This window comes from Bradyrhizobium sp. McL0615 (assembly GCF_049993905.1).
Lineage (GTDB): Bacteria > Pseudomonadota > Alphaproteobacteria > Rhizobiales > Xanthobacteraceae > Bradyrhizobium.
On sequence record NZ_CP188254.1, the window covers coordinates 4,265,251 to 4,287,115 of the forward strand.

Annotated in this window: 24 protein-coding genes and 1 pseudogene; 20 read left to right on the forward strand and 5 right to left on the reverse strand. The window is 60.0% G+C overall.

All coding sequences use genetic code 11. The annotated features are described in order from the left end of the window. Positions 1-417 precede the first annotated feature (417 nt). The 7 genes from ACPPVP_RS19990 (at position 418) to ACPPVP_RS20020 (ending at position 4,931) form a co-directional block, all read left to right on the forward strand. Positions 418-612: a hypothetical protein gene (locus ACPPVP_RS19990; RefSeq protein WP_426537320.1), complete on the forward strand. Its 195-nt coding sequence runs from the start codon at positions 418-420 to the stop codon at positions 610-612. Between the two features lie 265 nt (positions 613-877). After that, positions 878-1,513, forward strand: coding sequence for a response regulator transcription factor (locus tag ACPPVP_RS19995; RefSeq protein ID WP_426537957.1), 636 nt, complete (start codon positions 878-880; stop codon positions 1,511-1,513). A 479-nt stretch (positions 1,514-1,992) separates the two neighbouring features. Further along, positions 1,993-2,454: a winged helix-turn-helix domain-containing protein gene (locus tag ACPPVP_RS20000; protein WP_426537322.1), complete on the forward strand. Its 462-nt coding sequence runs from the start codon at positions 1,993-1,995 to the stop codon at positions 2,452-2,454. Between the two features lie 332 nt (positions 2,455-2,786). Then, positions 2,787-3,095, forward strand: a complete 309-nt coding sequence (locus tag ACPPVP_RS20005) for a hypothetical protein (protein ID WP_426537324.1) — start codon at positions 2,787-2,789, stop codon at positions 3,093-3,095. 84 nt (positions 3,096-3,179) lie between these two features. Continuing rightward, positions 3,180-4,406 (forward strand): ATP-dependent Clp protease ATP-binding subunit ClpX, encoded by a 1,227-nt coding sequence (clpX, locus tag ACPPVP_RS20010; protein WP_426537326.1) that lies wholly within the window; start codon positions 3,180-3,182, stop codon positions 4,404-4,406. 130 nt (positions 4,407-4,536) lie between these two features. Further along, positions 4,537-4,725 (forward strand): hypothetical protein, encoded by a 189-nt coding sequence (locus tag ACPPVP_RS20015; protein ID WP_426537328.1) that lies wholly within the window; start codon positions 4,537-4,539, stop codon positions 4,723-4,725. Further along, the gene (locus ACPPVP_RS20020) at positions 4,722-4,931 is read left to right on the forward strand and encodes a hypothetical protein (protein WP_426537330.1); all 210 of its coding nucleotides are present in this window, start codon (positions 4,722-4,724) and stop codon (positions 4,929-4,931) included. Before ACPPVP_RS20015 ends, ACPPVP_RS20020 begins: the two co-directional genes overlap by 4 nt. Here ACPPVP_RS20020 and ACPPVP_RS20025 read toward each other — a convergent pair. Continuing rightward, positions 4,928-5,257: a hypothetical protein gene (locus ACPPVP_RS20025; RefSeq protein WP_426537332.1), complete on the reverse strand. Its 330-nt coding sequence runs from the start codon at positions 5,255-5,257 to the stop codon at positions 4,928-4,930. The genes ACPPVP_RS20020 and ACPPVP_RS20025 overlap by 4 nt on opposite strands. Positions 5,258-5,949: 692 nt before the next feature. On the opposite strand from ACPPVP_RS20025, the gene ACPPVP_RS20030 reads away from it, so the two are divergent. From ACPPVP_RS20030 to ACPPVP_RS20060, 7 genes are all read left to right on the forward strand, one after another. Beyond that, positions 5,950-7,023 (forward strand): ATP-binding protein, encoded by a 1,074-nt coding sequence (locus ACPPVP_RS20030; protein ID WP_426537334.1) that lies wholly within the window; start codon positions 5,950-5,952, stop codon positions 7,021-7,023. 31 nt (positions 7,024-7,054) lie between these two features. Continuing rightward, positions 7,055-8,923, forward strand: a complete 1,869-nt coding sequence (gene nhaA / locus ACPPVP_RS20035; RefSeq protein WP_426537336.1) for a Na+/H+ antiporter NhaA — start codon at positions 7,055-7,057, stop codon at positions 8,921-8,923. Positions 8,924-8,965: 42 nt separating this feature from the next. Next, positions 8,966-9,346, forward strand: coding sequence for a host attachment protein (locus tag ACPPVP_RS20040; protein ID WP_426537338.1), 381 nt, complete (start codon positions 8,966-8,968; stop codon positions 9,344-9,346). 264 nt (positions 9,347-9,610) lie between these two features. After that, a complete protein-coding gene (locus ACPPVP_RS20045) occupies positions 9,611-9,736 on the forward strand; it encodes a hypothetical protein (protein WP_426537340.1) in 126 nt (41 codons plus the stop codon). 56 nt (positions 9,737-9,792) lie between these two features. Continuing rightward, entirely contained in the window at positions 9,793-10,521 is a 729-nt protein-coding gene (locus tag ACPPVP_RS20050) for an ATP-binding protein (protein WP_426537342.1), read from the forward strand. Positions 10,522-10,550: 29 nt separating this feature from the next. Then, entirely contained in the window at positions 10,551-10,784 is a 234-nt protein-coding gene (locus ACPPVP_RS20055) for a DUF6894 family protein (protein WP_426537344.1), read from the forward strand. Positions 10,785-11,217: 433 nt separating this feature from the next. Beyond that, positions 11,218-11,472, forward strand: coding sequence for a hypothetical protein (locus tag ACPPVP_RS20060; RefSeq protein WP_426537346.1), 255 nt, complete (start codon positions 11,218-11,220; stop codon positions 11,470-11,472). 599 nt (positions 11,473-12,071) lie between these two features. Here the strand turns inward: ACPPVP_RS20060 and ACPPVP_RS20065 are convergent. Next, a complete protein-coding gene (locus tag ACPPVP_RS20065) occupies positions 12,072-13,025 on the reverse strand; it encodes an IS481 family transposase (RefSeq protein WP_426528305.1) in 954 nt (317 codons plus the stop codon). Positions 13,026-13,571: 546 nt separating this feature from the next. Between ACPPVP_RS20065 and ACPPVP_RS20070 the strand changes: the two genes are divergently transcribed. The 6 genes and pseudogenes from ACPPVP_RS20070 (at position 13,572) to ACPPVP_RS20095 (ending at position 19,366) form a co-directional block, all read left to right on the forward strand. Beyond that, positions 13,572-15,065 carry an MASE4 domain-containing protein gene (locus ACPPVP_RS20070; RefSeq protein ID WP_426537348.1) on the forward strand — a complete coding sequence of 498 codons (1,494 nt, stop codon included), beginning with the start codon at positions 13,572-13,574 and terminating at the stop codon, positions 15,063-15,065. A gap of 39 nt (positions 15,066-15,104) precedes the next feature. Next, the gene (locus ACPPVP_RS20075) at positions 15,105-16,277 is read left to right on the forward strand and encodes a response regulator (RefSeq protein ID WP_426537350.1); all 1,173 of its coding nucleotides are present in this window, start codon (positions 15,105-15,107) and stop codon (positions 16,275-16,277) included. Between the two features lie 479 nt (positions 16,278-16,756). Next, positions 16,757-17,203: a hypothetical protein gene (locus ACPPVP_RS20080; RefSeq protein WP_426538459.1), complete on the forward strand. Its 447-nt coding sequence runs from the start codon at positions 16,757-16,759 to the stop codon at positions 17,201-17,203. Between the two features lie 28 nt (positions 17,204-17,231). Then, positions 17,232-17,963 carry an FRG domain-containing protein gene (locus ACPPVP_RS20085; protein ID WP_426537959.1) on the forward strand — a complete coding sequence of 244 codons (732 nt, stop codon included), beginning with the start codon at positions 17,232-17,234 and terminating at the stop codon, positions 17,961-17,963. 686 nt (positions 17,964-18,649) lie between these two features. Next, a pseudogene (locus ACPPVP_RS20090) lies at positions 18,650-18,810 on the forward strand (glutamine-hydrolyzing GMP synthase); the annotation flags it as partial. Positions 18,811-18,931: 121 nt separating this feature from the next. Next, positions 18,932-19,366, forward strand: a complete 435-nt coding sequence (locus ACPPVP_RS20095) for a YybH family protein (protein ID WP_426537352.1) — start codon at positions 18,932-18,934, stop codon at positions 19,364-19,366. Positions 19,367-19,613: 247 nt separating this feature from the next. On the opposite strand, the gene ACPPVP_RS20100 is transcribed toward ACPPVP_RS20095, so the two are convergent. The 3 genes from ACPPVP_RS20100 to ACPPVP_RS20110 all read right to left on the reverse strand — a co-directional run bounded on the left by ACPPVP_RS20100 (position 19,614) and on the right by ACPPVP_RS20110 (position 21,691). Beyond that, on the reverse strand, positions 19,614-20,141 hold the full coding sequence (locus ACPPVP_RS20100; RefSeq protein WP_426537354.1) for a hypothetical protein: 528 nt from the start codon (positions 20,139-20,141) through the stop codon (positions 19,614-19,616). Between the two features lie 117 nt (positions 20,142-20,258). Beyond that, positions 20,259-20,753 carry a DUF302 domain-containing protein gene (locus ACPPVP_RS20105; RefSeq protein WP_426537356.1) on the reverse strand — a complete coding sequence of 165 codons (495 nt, stop codon included), beginning with the start codon at positions 20,751-20,753 and terminating at the stop codon, positions 20,259-20,261. Positions 20,754-20,830: 77 nt separating this feature from the next. Next, a complete protein-coding gene (locus tag ACPPVP_RS20110; protein ID WP_426537358.1) occupies positions 20,831-21,691 on the reverse strand; it encodes an alpha/beta fold hydrolase in 861 nt (286 codons plus the stop codon). Positions 21,692-21,865 lie beyond the last annotated feature (174 nt).

The following is a 21,865-nucleotide window of genomic DNA, read 5'->3' on the forward strand; positions in this document are numbered from 1 at the left end:
AGGCTCCCCCGCCGGACGAAAGCAGTCGCGGGAATCGCAGCGGGCGAACTCCAGGACTCGTCCGAGCGCCCTAAGCCTTCGTATCATCGTCCCGCCCCCTTTGGATGCCCGAGCTCAACCTGCGCTCAATTGAGCCGTTGGTGACAATCCTCTTAGTCTTAATGCATCCGACATGCACACAGGCCAAAAGGAGAAAACAATGACTTACCGACTGGAAAGTCACGGGTCCGACAAGGCCAAGCGATGCGCAGTCTGTCAGGGCAAGTTTGGTCTCGTCCGGCATTATTCGTGGCGAACGCAGCTTTGCTCCAGGAAGTGCGTCGATTGCTTCAAGGCGCGCCGCCAAAGTGACCACAATTGGATGGGCTGGTTCCAAATCGCTTTCGACCAGTCGCCCGAAAACCGCGCGAGGGCGTCATGACTCTTCAGATCTCTCAACGAGGCAAGGAATATTTGAAGACAGCGCAGACCTTGCTTCGCGCGACCAAAACCATGACGGACCAAGCGATTGCGGCTCAGCTTAAGGCTCTTGCCGACGACTACGAGCGGCGAGCCGAGAAGGCTTCGCTCGACGATGCAGCCAAAGCATTGGCTCAATCCGCCGAGCGCTGAATACGAGTGGCATTCATGATCTGATGGGCAGCTTCCCTCAGCCGCTATCGGGCCGACCAGAGATCGGACTTCAGCCGAAAGTCGACCCGAGCGTCGGGAGGGGAGCGAGCTATGTCTGCGCGCGCAAGCTTTGGTGTACCGGCGCGCATCCTTCAGAAAAAAAGGGGCTGTTCAGGTTCCAGGATTGGGATTAGAAATGCGCGGTCTGCCGGACCTGCAAACCAAGATGCTAGCTGATTTTCGCGATCTCTTCCGAGTGGCAGCGATGTCTGACGCAACCTCCACCGTGTTGGTCATCGACGACGATCCGGATCTCCGCGCGTCGGTCGGGCGCCTGCTGCGATCGCTCGGCATTAACGTTCAGCTATTTGCCTCCATTTCCGACTTCCTCAAATCCGATCCGCCGGATTGCCCCACCTGTCTTGTGCTCGATATCAGATTGCCCGGCCAAAGCGGCCTCGATTTCCAGCGCGAGCTAGCTGCGGCAAACAGGGAGATCCCGATCATCTTCGTCACGGGCCACGGCGACATACCGATGTCTGTGCAGGCAATGAAGGGGGGGGCGATTGAGTTCCTGACCAAGCCGTTCCGCGACCAGGATCTTCTCGATGCCATTCAGCTTGGCTTGGCCCGCGATCGTGCGCGGCGGGAGAATGACAAGGACTTGGTCTCCCTTAGGCAGCGTTTCGCCTCCCTAAGCCCCCGGGAGCGCGAGATCGTAATTCAGGTGGCGCGCGGCCGCCTGAGCAAACAGATTGCCCACGATATCGGCATCGCCGAAGCCACGGTGAAGGTGCATCGCAGCAGGGCGATGCACAAGATGCAGGCCGGTTCGCTTCCAGAACTCGGCCGGATGGCTGGCAAGCTCAAGCTGGTGCCTGACACGCCGCAACGCTCTTAAGGTGTGCGCTTTTGCGCTATTCGCGCGGCCGGAAGCAGTTGCGCAATCTCCAAAGCAAACGAAGAGAGAGGCCGGCGGGCGTTACGCCGCGGACTTTTTCTTGCAACTGTCGGCTCGCGGGAGGTTCGCACTACCGAATCCGGGTACAGCTAATTGTACGCCGATTTATTGATCACGAAGTGCCGCGCAGATGCGCGCTAGCCTCAAGCTTTTCCTCCTGGGTGACTACTGTGCCAAGCACTGCCATCGCGAAATGATCTAATCTGCGGCACCCCCTGACTTGATCCCGCCATAGCACTTACAATCTGCCGCCCGATTGAAGCCATCTCCCCGGCTTGTAAATCTAGGTTTAGGCAACGCAACCAAATCTGTCATTGCGCGCCACCCACGTGGAATAGCTCGCAGCACTGCAGATCGTCATATTGCGGGTCACTAGCATCTTTGCGGGGATTAGCCCTGTCAAAGCAAGCGAGGTCATTATGCGATCGACTGCAGCGTTCGGACGCTTGGAGCAATTTCATCTCGAACCGGAGCTTGACGTCGGACGCGCCGTTCAGCGTCCGGATGCGGCCAGGCCACTCTTCGAGAAACGAACCAAACCAGCCGGCGCAACGCCAACAGAAGTTTCGTTCGGACCGTTTCGCCTGCTTCGAGCGCAGTTCCTTTTGCTGGAAGGCGACAAGCCCGTGCCTCTCGGAAGTCGCGCTCTGGAAATCCTGATTGCTTTGCTTGAACGCCACGGAGAGTTGGTCAGCAAGCAGGATTTGATGGCTCGCGTTTGGCCCAATGTTTTCGTTGAGCCCGCCAACCTCACGGTTCATATGTCAGCGCTGCGTCGCGCGTTGCGTGACGGTCAGGATAGGAATCGCTTCATTGTCAACATCCCCGGACGCGGCTACTGTTTCGTCGCCTCAGTCGCTATGTCGGCTCACGAGAATTGAGCGCAACTGGCGAAGCACCGGGAAATTCTGGAGAGGCATTACCGTGGTCGCGACAATGGCAGATCAGCCCTTCACTGTAGCGAACATTCCCGTCAGCTCCTGGAGCTTCGCGATCCGCATTTGGCTGGCTACAATCCTGGCGTTGTTCGTGAGTTTTTAGGGCGAGGGCGGCGGCCCCTCCGCCGGCATTCGAAACCGTCACTCGCCTTTTCTAAGCCAAGGTTTATGTGGCGCGCAACTACGGACGTATCCTGAACAACCCACGTGCAATAGAAGATAGACCGGCAGAAATGTAAGTCTCCTCGCAGCAACTCACGTTCCGGAGTCCGTTCATGAGGAGAATCACTGTTCTCATCGCTTCTGCTCTGATCAATGCATCTACAATTCCCGGGCTTGCGGCGGAGTCCACGTTAAACAAGGATGTTAACACCGCTCGCGCGGTCTCGGCGACTGTACACAGCAAGCCCGATAATGCGGCCGACAACGAGAAGACTTGTCGCGCCTACGCCGCCTCATTTTATGAGTCCGTGATGCGGCAGCAAGCCGCTGCTGGCCGCGTCGACGGCGCGCGGCTGGTAACTGCGATCGATTCCGTGATTGACGCTTTCAAAGACTTGTTGGCCACGAAATGCGGCAGCTGACACTCACTATTCTCTGACAATGCACAAGGTCCGCAAATGATCAGCTTCCCGCTCATAACCCCCTGGATGTGGTTTGAGGCCGCCATGACAGTTCAGTCACTCTCCAACAATACACTCGGCAAGCTGGTCGCGGGGCCGACCGTCTTCATCCGCGACGAATGCGGTGAACTCTGCATGGACATCATCCGTGAGGAGAGCAAGTCCTCGCTGGTGAAGTCGCGCGACGGCATTCCGACGCCGAAGGAAATCTGCAAGGTGCTGGACGACTACGTGATCGGCCAGAGCCATGCCAAGAAGGTGCTCTCGGTCGCCGTCCACAATCACTACAAGCGGCTCAATCACCAGACCAAGCACAACGACGTCGAACTGGCGAAGTCCAACATCCTGCTGATCGGTCCGACCGGCTCGGGCAAGACGCTGCTCGCGCAGACGCTGGCGCGGATTCTCGACGTGCCGTTCACGATGGCGGATGCGACGACGCTGACCGAAGCCGGCTACGTCGGCGAGGACGTCGAGAACATCATCCTGAAGCTGTTGCAGTCGGCCGACTACAATGTCGAGCGCGCGCAGCGCGGCATCGTCTATATCGACGAAATCGACAAGATCAGCCGCAAGTCGGACAATCCGTCGATCACCCGCGACGTGTCGGGCGAGGGCGTGCAGCAGGCGCTGCTGAAGATCATGGAAGGCACCGTTGCCTCCGTGCCTCCGCAGGGCGGCCGCAAGCATCCGCAGCAGGAGTTCCTGCAGGTCGACACCACCAACATCCTCTTCATCTGCGGCGGCGCGTTCTCCGGCCTCGAGAAGATCATCTCCGCGCGCGGACGTTCGACCTCGATCGGCTTCGCAGCGCAGGTTCTGGCGCCGGAAGATCGCCGCACCGGCGAAATCTTCCGCCACGTCGAGCCGGAAGATCTGTTGCTGATCCCGGAATTCGTCGGCCGCTTGCCGGTGGTCGCGACGCTGGAAGATCTGGACGAGGCTTCGCTGACGAAGATCCTGACCGATCCGAAGAACGCGCTGGTCAAGCAGTACCAGCGGCTGTTCGAAATGGAGAACATCGAGCTCACCTTCGCCGACGAGGCGCTTGGCGCGGTCGCCCGCAAGGCGATCGAGCGCAAGACCGGCGCGCGCGGACTGCGTTCGATCCTCGAAAGCATCCTGCTCGAGACCATGTTCGATCTTCCGGGTCTGGAAGGCGTCGAAGAAGTTGTGATCTCGCGCGAAGTGGTCGAGGGAACCGCCCGTCCGCTCTACACCTACGCGGACCGTTCCGACCGCGGCGTGGAGAGCAGCGCCATGGCGTGCTGACTCGACCGAACTAACCGAAGCTGCCTTACAACATTCGGCCCCGTCACGAGTTTTTTATCCCCTTGTTGCTACCTGCGCGGGGCTTCGAAGTCGACGCCGACGGACCTACCGTGACAATGGAAGTGAAAACATGTGTGAGGTTATTCGATTTGTCCCAAAGTCCGAGCGGGCGCGAACTCGCCTTATTCGAGAAGCCCGAGCGATATACGATAGCGTCTTTCCGCCGTCTGATCCCGTCCGCGAGCAGCGGGACAAGGCATCCGCAAGCGATATGCGCATCGGCGCAGACGTCCATCGCGGCGAGGGGGACCTATCATGATCGCGGTCATCGCTGTGCTCTGCAGTTTGTCTTCACCGGCAAATTGCCACGAGCAGACCGTCACCATCTCAGACTTCGCTGACGTCTCGATGCAGTCCTGCCTGATCGGCGCACCGCAGCTCGCCGACTGGATGAATCAGCATCCGACCGAGCGCCTTGCGGCATGGCGCTGCGTGTTCGGTAAAAAGGATGACAGCGGAGCTTAGGTAAAATATCGGCCAGCTCGCCAACTTAGAGCGCAATGTATCATGGCGTCGATTTTTGGAAGATGGTCGCTTGGGTTGGCCTTTTGCTGGCGGGTGCGCTCTATATGGTCGACCCTTGAACTGCTCTCCTCTTCCGTCCTGCCGATCTGCTTTGTGGCCGCTGACTCTGACGCGCCCGCACCTGCGGCAATTGAGATCAGCGCGAGCGTCGCGTACAGGCCGACATCACCAAAGATCTTGAAATTGTCGTGCGGTGTCAGGCAGGCGGGCCATGTCCGCGACCAATAGGCGCGCCGCAGCCGAAGGCTGCCGGTCTCCATCGACATCAGCGACGTCGCCTTCTGTTAGGCTGCTCGCAGGCAACCTCTCATAGCGAACGTGGTCGATCCAGTGGCATACGCATTTGGTACGATTTGCTGAGATTTGGATTGCTTCACTCGCACCGATGTTTCTCGTCGGATACCAATTTACCTCACGGAGGCGGACAGCTTCCCAAGTGCTCGGCGCGCGGCGATCCCCCCTTCGCCGTCGTTCGCCCGCGGCCGGTCCTTCCCCCCGGGGACCGGCCGCCCCTCTTCAGGGCCGTTGGGCGACGGCGCTGGATCGGATGGGCATGGGGCACTTGAGTCGAGGAGTGTGGGAAGGCCAGTCGTTGAGCATAAGACGGATGGAGATTTGAGCTAAGTCATGGAGACGATGAGCCCCACCAACAAAATCTGGAGCCGCGAAGCTGGCGCGGCAGAAAACGCGACATCATTCCTTTTTCACTGGCGCACTTGATAGGCCTATGCGCGTTTCCCTCATGCAGCCTGAGACAGCAGAGGGAAGCGCCGCACTCCCGCCGCGGCGCGCCAAGCGTCTCTCAGCCATTCCGATAACGGTCGGCTATCGACTCCATGGCGAGAGGTGATTTTCCTTTAGACGGTCATAAAGTCAATCTTCGAGCTGTCGTCGTCCGCCCTCGTGTACGGGCCAGAGTCGGCGTTCCGTTGAACGTTCGCAAGCCAGGAGGTCCAACATGCAGATCAAAGAGACACCCGACGTTTCCTTCCCTCGTGTGGTCGAGAGCTTCCCGCTGGAGGATGTCGTCGTGCTCGCGGACAACGCCGGCGTCGCGCTTGGAGTACAGCGCGCATTCAGCGCGAGGGTGCGGAGCGTCCGCGATGACGGCAGCGGCCTCATCGCGTCCAGGTGCGTGGAGATCCCGCTCGTCGGGCGCGACGGCGAGATCTCCGGGGTCCTGTGCCGGACCGCCCCACGGTCCGACACGCGCGGCGTGTTCTCCTCCCGTGGGCTGGAGGGGACGAGGGCGATCGGGGACGTGGCGCAGTTCGTGGTCCACGACATCAACAACCTTCTCGCTGTTATCGGCAGCGGCCTGCGGCTGCTCGAGTGCCAGAGCGACGCCGCATACCGAAAGGCCATCGTCGGCAAAATGCAGGAGGCGATCACGCGAGGTGCGTTGCTCCGCCGGCAGCTCCTCGACGCAGCGCGACCGCGCCCCAAGTCGATCGACGGGTTTGTCGCAGGCAGTCGCCTCGCTGCGATAGCGGGAACGCTTGACCGGGCGTTGCGTCCGGACATCACAGTCCGCACCGAGATCGCCCTTGACTTATGGGCCTTCAATGCCGACCCGGGAGAGCTGTACTTTGCTTTGCTGAACCTCTGCCGAAACTCGGCCGATGCTATGCCGGACGGCGGCGTGATCACCGTCGCGGCGCGGAACATCGAACCTTCCTCTGGCGCGGCGCGGGGGTTCGTCGAGATTGTCGTCGCCGACGACGGGGAGGGCATGCCCGCGGAGGTCCTCTCGCAGGCCTTCACCCCGTACTTCACGACAAAACCCGCGGGTAGCGGCATCGGTCTCGGCCTCGGGCTCATCCAGGTCCAGCGCTTCGCCGAAGGACGAGACGGCGCGGTCTGTATAGAGAGCGAGCGGGGTGCCGGCACGCTGGTACGCCTCTTCCTGCCGCGCGTGCAAGCAGCTGGGCTCCCCAGCAGCATCGTCGGCACGGAGATCGCGTACACGCCGTCACCCAACGGCGGCGTATTCCACGCCATCAACCCAGCGACGGCTGCGCCGACGTCGTAGCCGGCCCGAACACCTGGAGACCGGTTCAGCGATGCAGCTCATGATCCCGCCTGGCCGCCTCGACCGTCCGGTCGACCACGAGACGGACCACGTGCTCGGCCCCGCCGATGCCGAGATCACGCTCGTCGAGTACGGCAGCTACGCCTGCCCGCACTGCAGGGCTGCCAACGAGCGCATCGCACAAGCACGCGACCAACTTGGCGACCGCGTCTGCTACGCCTTCCGCCACAGGCCGCTCACGGACAACAGCCTTTCGTTTCGGGCTGCCGAGCTCGCTGAGCTGGCTCAGACGCCCGAGGCGTTCTGGTCCGCGCACATCAAGCTGATGACGAGGTCGATGCAGCTCACAGAGGACGACCTCGTCGCGGTGGCCGCCGACCTCGGCGTGAACGCCGACTTCGCGCTCGGCGACAGCGACGCCGTGCGGCGCGCGAGGGCGAGGGTGGAGGCGGACGTCGCGAGCTCACGCGCAAGCGGCGTGAGATTCACGCCTACCTTCTACATCAACCACCGGCGCTACGACGGGCCCTGGGACGAGAGTTCTCTCGTCGATGCGATGCTTGGCACGCTCGGCCATCGCGTCCGTTCGGCAGCCCTGGACTTCGCGAGCTGGGGCCCGTCCGCCGGCATTTTGCTGGTCCTCGCGACCGTGGCGGCGATCGTCTTGACGAACTCGCCGATCGGGCCGGCGTTCGAGGCGCTCTGGCGCCAGGAGTTCGGCGTGAGCTTGGGTGACGCAGCCTTTCAGATGTCCTTCCTTCATTGGGTCAACGACGGCCTGCTGACGGTGTTCTTCCTCGTCGTGGGATTGGAAGTGAAGCGCGAGATGACAGTTGGCCACCTCGCAAGCCGCCGCTCCGCCGCGCTTCCGATCGCCGCCGCGCTCGGCGGCATGGTCGTGCCGGCGCTTTTGTATGCGCTGGTCATCCCTACGGGGCCGTGGTCGCGCGCGTGGGGCGTTCCGATGGCGACCGACACTGCGTTCGCGATTGCCTTGATCGCCGTGATGGGCGCCCGCGTTCCCGTCGAGCTGCGCATCTTCCTCACCGCGGCGGCCATCGTCGACGACATCGGCGCGATCGTCGTCGTCGCTGTGTTCTACTCCGGCGATATCCATCCGGGCTACCTGGCCGCGGCTGCGGCGGTGGTCGTTGCGCTGGCGCTGCTGAGCCGGTCGAGAGTCTATCTTCTCTCGCCTTACATCCTGTTGGGCGTCGCGTTGTGGGCGTTCGTCTACGCGGGCGGCCTCCACGCGACGCTGGCTGGCGTGGTACTGGCGCTGTTCGTTCCGACGCGCCCGCCCGCCAACCTGGCCGCCCTGATGACGCAGGCCAGCACCATCATCGCCTCCGAGGCCCGCCACGAGGGTGAGGTTCTCAGGCACGGCCCCTCCACCCCGGCGCTGCACGCGCTCGACGCAATCTACGACAGACTTGAATCGCCCGCCGACCGGCTGCTGCGGCACGCCGGCGCGCGGTCGAGCTACGCTGTCCTCCCGATCTTCGCACTGGCGAATGCGGGCGTGGCGATTAATCCGGGCGTCTTTGTTGGGCATGGCTGGCTCATGGCCGCGATCGTCGCTGGCCTCGCCATAGGAAAGCCGCTCGGCGTCTTCCTTGCGGCTGCGGCGGCCGTGCGCGCAGGCATAGCCGTCAAGCCGGCAGAGTACACGTGGCGGCAGTTGGCCGGGGCGGGAGCCCTCGCTGGCATCGGCTTCACGATGTCGCTCTTCATCGCCGGGCAGGCGTTTCCAAGCGCTCCCGACTTCTCGGCCGCCAAGATCGCCGTGTTCGCCGCGTCGATTCTTACGGCCGTCGTTGGGACTGCCCTGCTCTGGGGAGCTTCGCGTCAGGAGCTTATCGAAGAGGTGCCGGAGAGTCCTGGCATGCAAGTATCATAGCCCGCCGGTGTTTATGCAGGATCGTGAACAGGAGGTCTTTCGATGATTCTACCTACCGGTACGACAGTAGCAGTCGCTGACGGCGAGACGGTCCGCCTGTTCCGGAATACGGGTGTGAAACCTGGGGTGCATCTGGTCGAGATCACGGCGGCTCCGGGTGCGCGCCATCACACCGGCTCTGCCAACCCCGATGGCAAGCGGCTCGACGAGGACGACTTCGCGGCAGCTACGGCCGCGTTCCTGAACAAGCTCAGCCTGGACGGGACCATAAAACACCTGGTCGTTGTCTCCGACCCCAGGACCCTGGGGGAGATGCGCAAGCACTTCCACCGCGATCTGAGAGGTAAGATAATAGGCGAACTCGCGAAGGACTTCAGCCGGCGTCCGCTTGAGGACATCGCCTCACTGATCGCCGACGCCTGACGCGCCTCTGGAAGCGGCTGCCGGCGCAAGCCTGTCCGGTCATAACCCGCGCGAATAACTCAAAGTTACCGACGACGACTACTGCTCTCGACTAACCTGAACCAAACCAACCGTCTAAATGCATCAGCAATGGACAAGATAGTCAAAGCCGCCTCTGGCATTCTAAGCAGCATCAAGAGGAAGCGGGGTTCTGCTGCCTGCTCGGTGTCACGTTCCAATCTCTCACGCGACTAACCGGCATCTCGCATTATGAGGAGCCTCCGCATGACCGAATACCTAATCGCCTCGCGCGCCGCGATCATCTTCTGGACGAGCCTTGCAGTGGTGCCAGCCGAGATCCTCTTTGACGCGATAGAGACCGAATTAGAGCGCCGCGGCGTGGAGCTATAGGGCTCTCTGCTTGGTCCTGCGGCAGCTGCCAGAAAGAAAGATCGTTGGAGCCCGAAATGACAAAGCACATTGCACCGTTACCGGATCCCGATGGATCGTTGCTTCTTCGTGAGTTGAACCACAGAGTAAATAACGAGCTCACTAGCAATATCTGCACGATTTCAGCCAAAGCGGTGGAGTCGGATGACGTGGCAGTCAAGGCCGCGCTCCTCGATGTTGTAGACCTCCTGCATGGTTACGCCGATGTTCACAAGGCACTACGCATGTCGGATCCTGGGCACCTGACCGACGCCGCAAGGTACCTCCAGCATCTTTGCATCTCCATCACGAAATACCGACTGGACCGGCTGTGGATACGTCTCTTGTGTTCGGCGGATGATTTGCGGCTTGAGGGCGAACGCTGCTGGAAGCTTGGGTTGATCGTATCCGAGCTGCTCACCAATGTGGCACGACATGCTCGATTCGACGATAGACGTCCGGAAGCGAAAGTGAAGTTGCTGCTCGCAGGTAACGTCGTAAGGTGCGCGGTCTCTGACAATGGCTCGGCATCTGATCTCGTTGTGCGCGGTCGCGGGCTAACGATCGTCGGCGAGTTGGCCAGCAGTTTGGGTGGCCGCTTTCATGCGTCTTGCGCCGCCGAAGGGTCTTCCTTCCTTCTTACCTTCCCATTGACTGAATCCGAGCAACGCGCCGCCGGCGCAACTCATGTTGTCTTGAAGCGAAGGAAGGTGCGTCGTTCTCACAGGTTTCGGGTCCCAAGAGCTGAAGATGCAGCGGCTGGCTAGGCCAGTCGTCCCACTGAAGGAGGCCGAACATGACCCAGGTCTATTTCCATTTCTCCAATACGAAGAAAGTTTTCCTCGATCACCAGGGCACCGTAGTGAACGATCTCGCTGAGGCGCGCGGTCATGCGACCCACCTCGTGCAATCCTTCACCAACGAGCGCAGCCTCGAGGATTGGCGTGACTGGGTCCTGCATGTCAGCGACGACCTGGGCGATGAGCTCTTCGTCGTCCCTTTCACCTTCGTACTTGGCAAGCCGCATTGATTCAGCATGCGCGCAATACGATCGCCGACAGTGCCGCTTCGCCGAAGGGTGAACGAAGTCGCGAGAAGAGTGAGCAAGCTCATCGCGATGGCCTATGATCCGTATCGGCCGAGCGTCATTACATGCGCGGGCCGAGCCCAAAATGGTTCGCCAAACATGGTGCATCCGCATCTGTCACGATTTGCTGAAAGGCAGCTTGGGCCCCCGGCACATGTCTCCCCCTTGTCCCTCGCCGGGCTTCCCCGCGGCCGGTCCTTTCCCCTCCCGAGGGCCGGCCGCCCCTTTCAGGGCCCGACGAAGCGAATGACGAAAACAAAAGGAGCTCACAATGAAAAGCCTCTTCACTTCCGCGATAGCCGCGAGTTGTCTTGTCCCCTTCGTATCGGTCGCACAAGCCCGCTCCGCGTATGATGGGTCTTGGGACCTTCTCTTCGTGACGCAGCGAGGTGCATGCGACCCGACCTATAATTTCTCCGTCAGCATCACTGACGGCGTCGTCACGCATCCCAACCTCGTGAAGTTCAGGGGCCACGTGGCGCGCTCGGGCGCCGTCAGCGCCTCGGTGACCGTTCCGGACAAATATGCGTCCGGCACAGGTCGGCTCTCGATCAATTCCGGTCGCGGGACGTGGAGGGGCTATTCGGGAAGCGCGCGTTGCTCAGGGTACTGGACCGCCCAGCGGAACTGACGAATTTACCGCCATCTGCTGATCGAGGGCCGGCGGCGCAAAGCGAAATATGGCGTGGTTCTGGTTTCTCCCGCCGCCCAGTGGATGACGGGCGCCAAACTGCGGATCGACGGCGGCGAAGTAAGGTCCGTCTAGTGGCGCCCGGAGGCCCAGGGTGACTGAATCGCATCAACTGCAGAGACAGCACCGGTGGTCCGTCTGCATCATGTGCGCGGCATCGCCTCGGTGAGCCAACTCAAAAAAAGGTCGGGCCAAGAGTCGCTACACCTCGATGTCGCTGCCGTACCACATCGGCAACGGCTGGTTCGCGGCATTCTGAAGCTGCTCGCGACCGCCGTTGTCGCCGCAACCGGGACTGACGCTGATCATCGGCGGTGTTTCTGGGCGCTACAGAGGGTTGCGCGGGCGTAGGCAGGAGCGGGCGGTTCCTGGAGCAGCAATTCACTGGACCTCCGCTCGGCCAACCGCGGCAGCAACCCCACCAATTCCCGTACCGAACAGCCGATCCTAGGCGCAGTGATCGGCCGGATTGTGTCGGCCATCACACTTAGAAACGATATCCGCATTTGCGGTTGAGCTAGCTAACGACTCGCGCCTGGTTAGCTGTGGAATCTCAACAGGTCGTCCTTCTGGAGGCCGAGGCGGCTGATGGGTGGTTTGGCCTGTAGGCTGCCGTGCGGGCGATGCCAGTTGTAGTGATGAAGCCAGATTGGCAGGTTTTCGGCGCGCTGGTCTGAAGTGTCGTAGGCGCGCGCATAGGCCCATTCGCGCAACACTGTCTGGATGAAGCGTTCGGCCTTGCCGTTTGTTTGCGGTCTGTAGGGTCTGGTGAAGATGTGCTGGAGGCCGAGCTTCCTGCACACTCTGGCGAAGGCCTTGGCACGATAGCAGGAGCCGTTGTCGGTCATGATGCCGGTGACCTTCATGCGGAGGCTGCGGTAGTAAGTGACGGCCTCGTTGAGGAAGGCGATGGCGCTCTCCTTTTTCTGATCCCGCCGGATCTGGGAGAAGGCCAGGCGCGATGCATCGTCGATGGCGACATGGACGAACTCGTGGCCGGCGCCGCGGCTTTCGCCCTTCTGGCGGTCGTGTGTGATGCGGTGGCCTGGTCTGACGAACCTGCCGAGCTTCTTGATGTCGATATGGATGAGCTCGCCGGGCTGCTCGCGCTCATACCGGCGCACCGGCTCGGCGGGCTCCAGATCCCGCATCCGGCTTAATCCCAAGCGGCGAAGGATGCGGCTGACGGTGGCCGGTGACACGTCGACCTCGGCTGCGATCTGCTTGCCGGTTTGGCGCTGCCGGCGCAACGCCTCGACGGCGGTGCACGTGGCTGGTGGGGTTTGGCTCGGCGATGAGTGAGGTCGCGACGAGCGATCGCGCAAACCATCCACGCCTTCTGCGCGGAACCGCTTGACCCACTTGGCCACCGTTTTCGGCGTCGTGTTGAACTGATTTGCCGCGTCAGCCTGGCTCAGCCCGCCCTCGACCACGCCTCGCACCATCGCCTCTCGACCTTTGGGCGTCAAAGGCGCATTCATGTGGACGTTCATCTGGTCTCTCCGTGGAACACTGAAGCTTCGCAACCTCAGCTTCCTCGGTTCAGACCAGATGGACAACCTCCTGAGAGACCAAAGTTAGCCCACCTCCGGCGCGAGCGGGCCCCGAGTGAAGCTCTCGTGTCCTTTCCCCGTGCACATCCGGGGCCTCTTCCACTCAACTTCATTAGCGGGCTGCGCATCTTTCGGCGGGGTTAGGTCAGAGAGACGTCCATATTGCTCAATTGCACTCGCGTCGTGCCGGCCTTGGCGAAGGTGATCGCTAGCATTAGACTGTGGTCGAGGCGCCCTGCGACTTCGGGCTAGTGAGATCGGACGATCTCGTCGGGCAAATGGTGGCTAGGAAAGGCACCACATTCTGCAAGTCTGATTTCGAATTAGAGGCCGGCGAACTCGAAATTGCCGCCCATCGCGGGCTTTCGACGTGAGGCGAATATGTTCGTGGAAAGGTCAGCGGCCGGATTACGGGCGCATGAGTTTGTACTCTCGAATCTTTCGCCCAGCGTCGCTCAAAGGCGGTTCGCGCTTGGCGTTGTGCTAGTGCTGCTCGCTGTCTTTGTCATAGTGGCAGGCCCGCTCTCGGGCCTGCCACTGAGGCCGGTTGACGCCTTTATACCCGCCTACGGCACTGCGATTTTCGTCGTCGACTCTATCACCGCAGCCCTGCTCTTCGCGCAGTTTTCCGTCCTACGCTCGCATGCGCTCCTCGCACTGGCGAGTGGCTATTTCCTGACGGCGCTCATCGCAATTCCTTGGACGCTCACATTTCCAGGCGTATTGGCGCCGGAGGGCGGCCTTGGCGGCGGCCTCCAGAGTACGGTTTGGCTCTATGTCCTGTCGCACGTGGGCTTCGCCCTGTTCGCGATCGTCTATACACTGCTGAAGGATGCCGATCCGATGGAGTGGCTGTCGCCACGATCCATTCGTGCGAGGGTCCTTACGACTGTCGGATCAGTTACTGCGCTCGTCTGTTGCGCAACAGTTTTCGTTACAGCGGGCCATGCGCTCCTCCCGCGCATTATGCTCGACACGGCGGAGGTTTCCTATCTCTGGTACTACGCGATCGGACCGATGGCGGCATTATTCGTCGTCGCGCTTGTCTTGCTATGGCTGCGGCACCGCTCGGTGCTCGATCTCTGGCTGATGTTGGTCTTGTTCGCATACATCATCGAGATCGCCCTAACCGCCTTTCCTATCCCGTACCGCTTTAGCGTCGGCTGGTATGCCGGGCGAGTTTACGGCGTGCTTTCCGGCAGCCTTGTGCTGCTCATCCTGGTGAAAGAAGTGACGATGCTATACGGTGAACTGCTGCGCGCAGTCCTTGCCCAACGCCGCGAGCGCGAGGTGCGTCTGCTGACGGGGGACGCGGTCGCAGCCACCGTTGCGCACGAGATCAAGCAGCCATTGTCGGCGATGACTATGGACGCCAGTGCGAGCCTGCGCTGGCTTGATCGCGCGACGCCCAACATCGATGAGGCCAAAGCCGCATTACAGCAAATCGTGAACAACGGGCACCGTACGGGCGAGGTGATCGAGAATATTCGGACGCTCTTCAAGACGGAAGCACGAACCCGGACTTCGCTCGACGTCAACAATCTGATCCGCGAAGCTCTGGCGCTCGTGCGCAACGACCTGCAGACGCATCGGGTAGCGGTTCAAACCGACTACAACCAATCGCTCCCACCGATAGAGGGCAACCAGGTTCAGCTGCAGCAGGTGCTCGTGAATTTGATCACGAACGCGATCGATTCAATGGCCACTGAAGATGGGGACCGGGTACTTTCCTTAAGGTCTAAAGTCTACGACTCCGGCAGTCTGATGGTGTCGGTGGAAGACGTGGGGAAGGGTGTCGAGCGGAGCGCTATCGATCTGATATTCAAACCGCAGTTTACGACCAAGCTGCACGGGATGGGGATGGGGCTGTCGATTTGCCGGTCGATCATCGAGGCCCATGGGGGGCGGTTGTGGGTGACCGCCAATCTGCCCCGAGGTGCCATTTTTCACTTCACGCTGCCCGCCCACCGGGAGCACTAGCATGCGCAGTGCTACTCTTGAAAGATGCAGGAGGCCGAATTGCCTACGGAGGGCCTGATCTCGATCATCGATGATGATGAGGACTTTCGCGAGGCTATAGCGGGTCTGATGAAATCGCGGGGGTTCACGGTCGAGGCCTTCCCATCCGCGCTGGCTTTTTTGTCCTGCCCGAATGTTCGCAATACCTCCTGCCTGATCGTGGACGTCCATATGCCGCGAATGACCGGGATTGAGCTGCATGGTCGGTTGGTGGAACGAAAGCTTCCGCCGCGAGATTTGCCTGTCCCTATCGCAAATTCAATCCGGTTGGCGTTGATTGGGAATCGGGCGATGCTGTCGCGCGATGCCGGATCTATTCAGGTTCATTTGTCTGCTCATCGGCGACCTTTTCGGTCGCGAACTGCGCCTGAAGCTGAACTGCTGGTGCTGAGGCAGCAAGTCAACGTACTGCGGCGGATCTGCCCCAAGAAGCCTCCCTTCATCCCGATTGATAGACTGATATTGGCGGGCGTCTGCCGATTATTCCCCAGTGCCTATGATGCCTTGGCGATAGTGCGGCCTGACACCGTGATCCGTTGGCATCGGACAGGTTTCAGATTGTACTGGCGCTGGAAGTCGAGACGCCGCTGCGGTCGGCCAATCGTGCCGTTGGAAGTTCGCGACCTGATCCGCCAGATGAGCATCAAAAACCCACTATGGGGCACACCGAGGATTCACGGTGAATTGCTCAAGTTGGGCATCGATGTCAGTCAGACTAGCGTGGCCAAATATATGGCGCGGAGGAGGGGGCCTCCCTCGCAGGGATGGAAAACGTTCCTTCGTAATCATGCTGATGGCATCGCCGCGATGGACTTGTTCGTGGTGCCGACAATCTCGTTCCGGCTGCTCTATTGCCTGCTGATTATGGCACACGGCCGGCGGCAAATCTTGTGGTTTGGGGTCACCGCGCACCCAACGGCCGAATGGATCGCCAATCAGCTGACCCAGGCTTGTGGCTGGGAGCAAATCCCTCGCTATATGATCCGGGATCGCGACGGAGCTTATGGCGAGGTATTCACCCGACGCTTGCGATCCATGAGCATTCGGGATCAACCGACGGCAGCTCGTTCGCCATGGCAAAACGCATACGCAGAAAGGCTGATCGGCTCGATCCGCAGGGAATGCGTCGATCAGTTCGGCGAGCGCCATTTACGTCATGCACTACTTTCGTAGATGAACTATTACAACGAAACCCGCACTCATCTGTCACTGAGCAAGGATAAGCCAAGGGGTTTTCAGCCATTGACGGTATCGGAAGCGAAGCTGTGTGAGTGTGGCCGTGGCCCGTCTGGGCAGAAGCATGCCCACTCACTGACCAATTGACTCCGATACTTACCGAAAAAAGCGTTCCGCCGAGGGCGATGAATTTTCCTGTGAATTCAATAACAAAAGGTTAGAGCGGTTATACCGTCGGGATTTGTCCGCCGGCTTCGAAATTTGCACTTGCAAATCAACGCGGTAGTGTCGTCCCGAATAATTGAGTGGGAGTAGCAACGTACAGTGTCGAGCCCTAAGTCTCGGAACTCCTGACCCGCACCCATCGAGCGATTACTGCGCGTCTTAGACTTGCGTTTATCTCAGTTGCTGCTCTACCAAGGCGAGCATTTCAGCCGCGTCGCTCTCCGGTTGTGAGTTTGGGCAGGACAAAGACCGTGTCAAAAAACTTCAATTACATCGCCTTCGGAAATAGCGACTACGTCGAAGCGGCAGTTATCGAAATGCCGCGGGGGCGCATGTTCGAGTATACGCCTACCGACATTGGGAAGCGGCTCGAGAACCTCGGTCCGAAGTCGATCGCGTTCTTGGAGAAGTTGCCAACCTTTCTCTGTAGCGAAATTGATCGCTCGGGTGACGCACCCTCAATGGTGATCAAATACGGGCTCATAGAGAATACGAGACCTGATCGGAAGGAAGTCGCAACCACCTTCAGGACCCTAACAGATTTCGGCGAGGTCAAATTTGCTTCAGTTGAGCAAGCTCGGGACATTTTCGAAGCCGACGGATTTCAGCTCTACCGCACGCACTGGGCAGTTCGAAAAGGCGACGCTATATGGCTGGCCCGCCAAGGCAGCGACAGAAACTTTCTTTCGGGGGCATGAGGATGAGCGGTTCGAACTGACGCCATCGTTGCTACGGAAATCGACGGAGGGCGCTTGGCAGTTCATGCCGAACGAGGATCGACTCTGCAAAGAGTTGCTTATTGCTCACTATGACGAGTTCCAAGATGATCAATTCTGCTTTGATCGTCTAGTCCGTATGCAGCACTACGGTCTACCAACTCGTCTTCTCGATATTTCAGGAAACCCATTGATTGCGCTGTTTTTCGCCTGCAACAGCGCGCCGGACCTGGTGAATGTCGGCGGCGAAGTGATCGTCTTTCGGGTGTCGTCAGACAAAGTAAAGTACTTCGATTCTAATACCGTCAGCTGTCTGGCAAATCTCTCTAACCTAACTTACGAACAGAAGAACGATATCGACCTGAACCTAAGCATCGAAGCGTTCAACCAAACTAACATCGTTCAGAAGCTGTTGCACCATATCAAGTCAGAAAAGGGTTTTTTTGAAGCGCGGATCGTTCCGGACGATCTCGGGTCAATTGTTTGCGTGAAAGCAAAACGAACCAACACGCGGATCAAATCACAGTCGGGAGCATTTTTGCTCTTTGGTCATGAGGCCGTATTGCCTGAATCTGGCCAGGAAGGCATTGAGATTGCGCGGGTAACGATCGTCAATAAGGCAGACATCCTCGCCCAGCTAGATCGAATTAATATTAACGCCACAACCGTTTATCCCAGTATCGATCAGACGACGATTCATCTTCGCGATCGGTATCGACAGGTCGAGGGGCCTAAGCTGTAGCTTAACTTGCCCAGAGGAAATCTTGTGAGCGGCGGAGAGACGGAGACTGAAGTCTTACTATTCTGCCGTTCTAGCCGCTGCCCCTGACCGCCGTACGAGCCCGGCCAACTCGACGCATCTCTCGTGCCTCCAATTGTGAAATAGCGTACAGACACCCGATCGGCTTGGTTGTATAGATCCGACGCTGGCCCGTCGGCAGAGGCAGCTTCGCCACGGGCAGCTCACTTTCGTTTCAGGAGTTCCGTCATGCGCGTTTTCAATCGCACGGCCACCACGATGTGGCAGCTTTGCATTCTTCAGTCCACCTTGAGCGGGTGAACCAAGGATATTTCGCGTGCGCTGACAATTGCGTACAGGGATTTTTTCTGGGGCCCCGCCGGTGACGGACGGGGCTTTTCCATTTTCATTTTATGCCCAACGCCGCCCGGCGGTGCCCCTGCGACAAAGGACGCGGGGTCATGTGGTATTTTGGGCCCGATCTGGCATTCGATCTGTTCAAAGGGCTGGTCGCTGGGGCGGCTTCCATAGCGTTGCAAGTGGTTGCCCCCATGACGGTTCGCGCCGTGAAGCGGCTGCGCGCGCGTTGGTCTGCGCGTAGAGCCGCGAGAAAGGCATCCCGTGGGGCAAAGCAATAGCAAGCAAGATCGGCGGGTTACGCTATCGCTAACCCGCCCTACATGCCGGCAGCCTTTGCCGTGCTGCTGCCGGTGAAGACCGTCGGCGTGATGGGTGACGGCAGAACTTACGAATACGTCGTGGCGCCACACGGATCAACGAGGTAAAGGGAGTGAACCGCGTGGTGTATGACGTCACGAGCAAGTCGCCGGGGACGATCGAGTGGGAGTGAGGGAAACTCACTGACTATATAGGCGGGACAGCGGCGCATTCCCACCGCGTGGATCTGGGCGGCCAGGCCTTTCACTCAAGCTGACCTGGCAGACCAGCTCATCCAATTTAGGAATGTAGGCATGATCGACAAACCGGATCCGATATCTATCAGCGCCGCGGACATCGAAGAGATCCGCAATCTCTTTCTGCGGCAGGCTGCAGGCGAAACCGCCCAGGACATCCGGGTAATCGAATCCGTGCTGGCCCGTACCCCGCCTGGACAGCCAGATCCAGTGAACTTTGTTGCCCGGGCCTATCGCTTCTGGGGTCGCGAGGCGGTCATCGATCATTTCCGCACCGTGTTCAAGGGCACCTGGCGCTTTGAGCCCGACGAGGACGAGATTCGTATCCTTCCCCTCGGACCGGACACTGCCCACATCTACGCGCCGACGCGCATAACCGTCGGCGCAGCCGGCGAGGAGAGCGCGACGTACAACTTTCTGGTCAACGAAATCGCGATCCGGACTGCCGAAGGCTGGCGCATTTCAGCCATCGTCCCGGTTCCGGCGCAGTGATCGGCCGTACCCGCAACAGAACGCTCGACATGTCCCGTTCCCCATTTTGCGACCTGCATGCAGGCTCCTCATCGAGGGATATACTTTGCATCCAACGTATCTCCGAAGATCGTCGAACACCGCGAGGTGGTGGCATGCGCACGATTAGGGGCGCGTCCCTCAGCTGCGTGAAGACGGTCCCGGCGCGTTGCGTTCGGTACGGAGGAACGCGAGGCGGTCGGTGCCGAACAGTTGAGGCTTGCGGCGCCTAACCCTTCGCGGCCGGCGCCGGCGGCACCGGTAGAATGATTTCGGAAGCGATCTTCCAGTCCTTCCCGACGCGAAGCCAGTTGATGATCATCAAAAACGGCCTGGCTGTTCCATCCTGCCCGGCATATGAGACCGTGATGTTCATCGGCACGTAGGACTCCGCGACGTCGCGCGTCAGGCCGACGACCCTGAGCTTGGAATAATCCGGCTCGAGCACGACCGGACCGGAGCTGCCGATATCATGCAGCTTTTGATCAATTGCCTCGTTGCCCCAAAAGCCGGCCCAGTTTCCCTCGGACGGGATTGCGCTCTTCGCCACCAGCAGGGTCGAAGGCGATTGCCAGAACATATCGTGCAGAGCCTTGAAATCGTGGTTGTTGGCCAATTTCATGAGTCTGCGGAACTTCGATTTGATCGTGACAAGGGTCGCAGCATCCAGCGGCTCCTTGCTGACGGCGGGAGCAGCCGCGACAGCGCTGATGGAAAGAGCCGTGGCGGTGAGGGTGGCAAGAAGTATCTTGTGCATGAAGGAATTCCCTTCCAGGTTTATTCGTCCGGCTCTCGTCGGGACAGCGTCTGTCGCGTTGCGCGATTGCGGCACGGGATGCTCGCTTCCATCGGCCGAAAACGGCATCAGGACGCTTTAGCCTGTACATTCGCGCAGTAAGGTTGTGATTTTCTCATCGAGACTTCGGGCAACGGCAAGCGCTGCCGCGTTGCCATAAGGCAGCAGATAACTCTCCATTCTGTCGTAGGAGACATGCACGCCATCGGAACGTTCATCGATGAGGACTGTGACTGGAGCGTAAGATCCAGCATCGGGAACGTGCTTGACCATCTCTTTCATGATGAGTGGATTGCCCATCACAAGCCGTATGATCTTGGGCGTCTTGGATCCAGACTCGCGACGCAGAATGTCGCCCAGGTCGAATTCGGCGAAGAGCATGAGGCCCGTGCGGCCGAGGCCGCTCTGGACAATGCGTTCCAAATCCGGGAAGGAATTTGTCGCCCTCGTCGTTCTGAAAAATTCGACCATGTCAGGCTGACCGACCGCCGCCTTGAGCGCGGCTACAATAGCCTCGAATGGTTTTGAGCTCGTGAGGCTGAAACGTTCTATCTCGACTTTTGCGATTGTCATCTTGTTCTCCTTAACAACTCACAGGGATAGGTGCGTCTGATCGCGTCGGAACGCGTCGAGGATCATGCAGCCGCCGGTTAGGCGTCCAGGAAGGTCCGGACGTGGCTGACGAACGTGTCGTGGTGCTGAAACAGGGCGCCGTGCCCTGAATCGGGATAAAGCACCAGCTGAGCATTGCTGAGTTCTTTGAACATCGCGTAGGCGTTGTTCGCGGGCAGCATGGTGTCGTTGCTACCGCTGACCACAAGCGTGGGCTGACGAATGGCGCGCAGCATGGCGTGCTCCGGATCGGGTGTGGCGCACCAGGTGATCAGCGCCTTGGCCTGCGGATCGGTTACCGCGCTGCCGTTATCGGTGTCTCGATCGTCCTTACGCACCTTCGCCCGCTTCAGGAAGGCCAGGCCGGACGACTGGCTGGCGGAGGACTTCGTGAAGAACAGCGGCAGGCGGGGGTCCGGCGCATCGGTTTGGGAAAACGCCTCCTGGAGAACCGCCAACAGGTGTTCCTCTCCGCCTTTCGGCGCGGTGCCGACGAGGATCAGCTTGCGGACCAGCCGTCCGTGCTCGGCGGCGATCTGCTGGGCGACGAAGCCGCCGAGAGAAAAGCCCAGCAGGTCGACTTCGGAAAGGCCAAGCAGGTTGATGAAGGTGACCGCGTCTTGGGCCATCGCTGCAACATTGTCGGGCGTTTGACCGGTCGAGCGGCCGACCCCGGTGTTGTCGAAGACGATGACAGGGCGATCGGCGGCGAGGGCGTTGACGACGGCGGGATCCCACGCATCGATGTTGCCCGAGAAGTGCTGCAGGAGAACCAGCGGCGTCCCGGTGGACGGGCCGAGGTGGCGATAGGCGAAGCGGATTCCGCGGCCTTCGATGTAACGGGTGGGTGCCGTTTCAAGCGTGGTAGCGCCCTTACTCAAGATGTCGAGTTCAGTCATGTCATCCTCCGGATGCTTGGCAGGAAATGGTCAAGTGGGGGGACCGGTGTGGCGTGGCAACCGAAACCTTCATCGACATGGGCTGCCGATTTGCGGTCTTGGCTGCGTTTGCGACAGTCGCGGTGCCATGCGTTCTGTATTCTCGTGAGCGTGCGCTCCCGGCGCAAAAGCGCC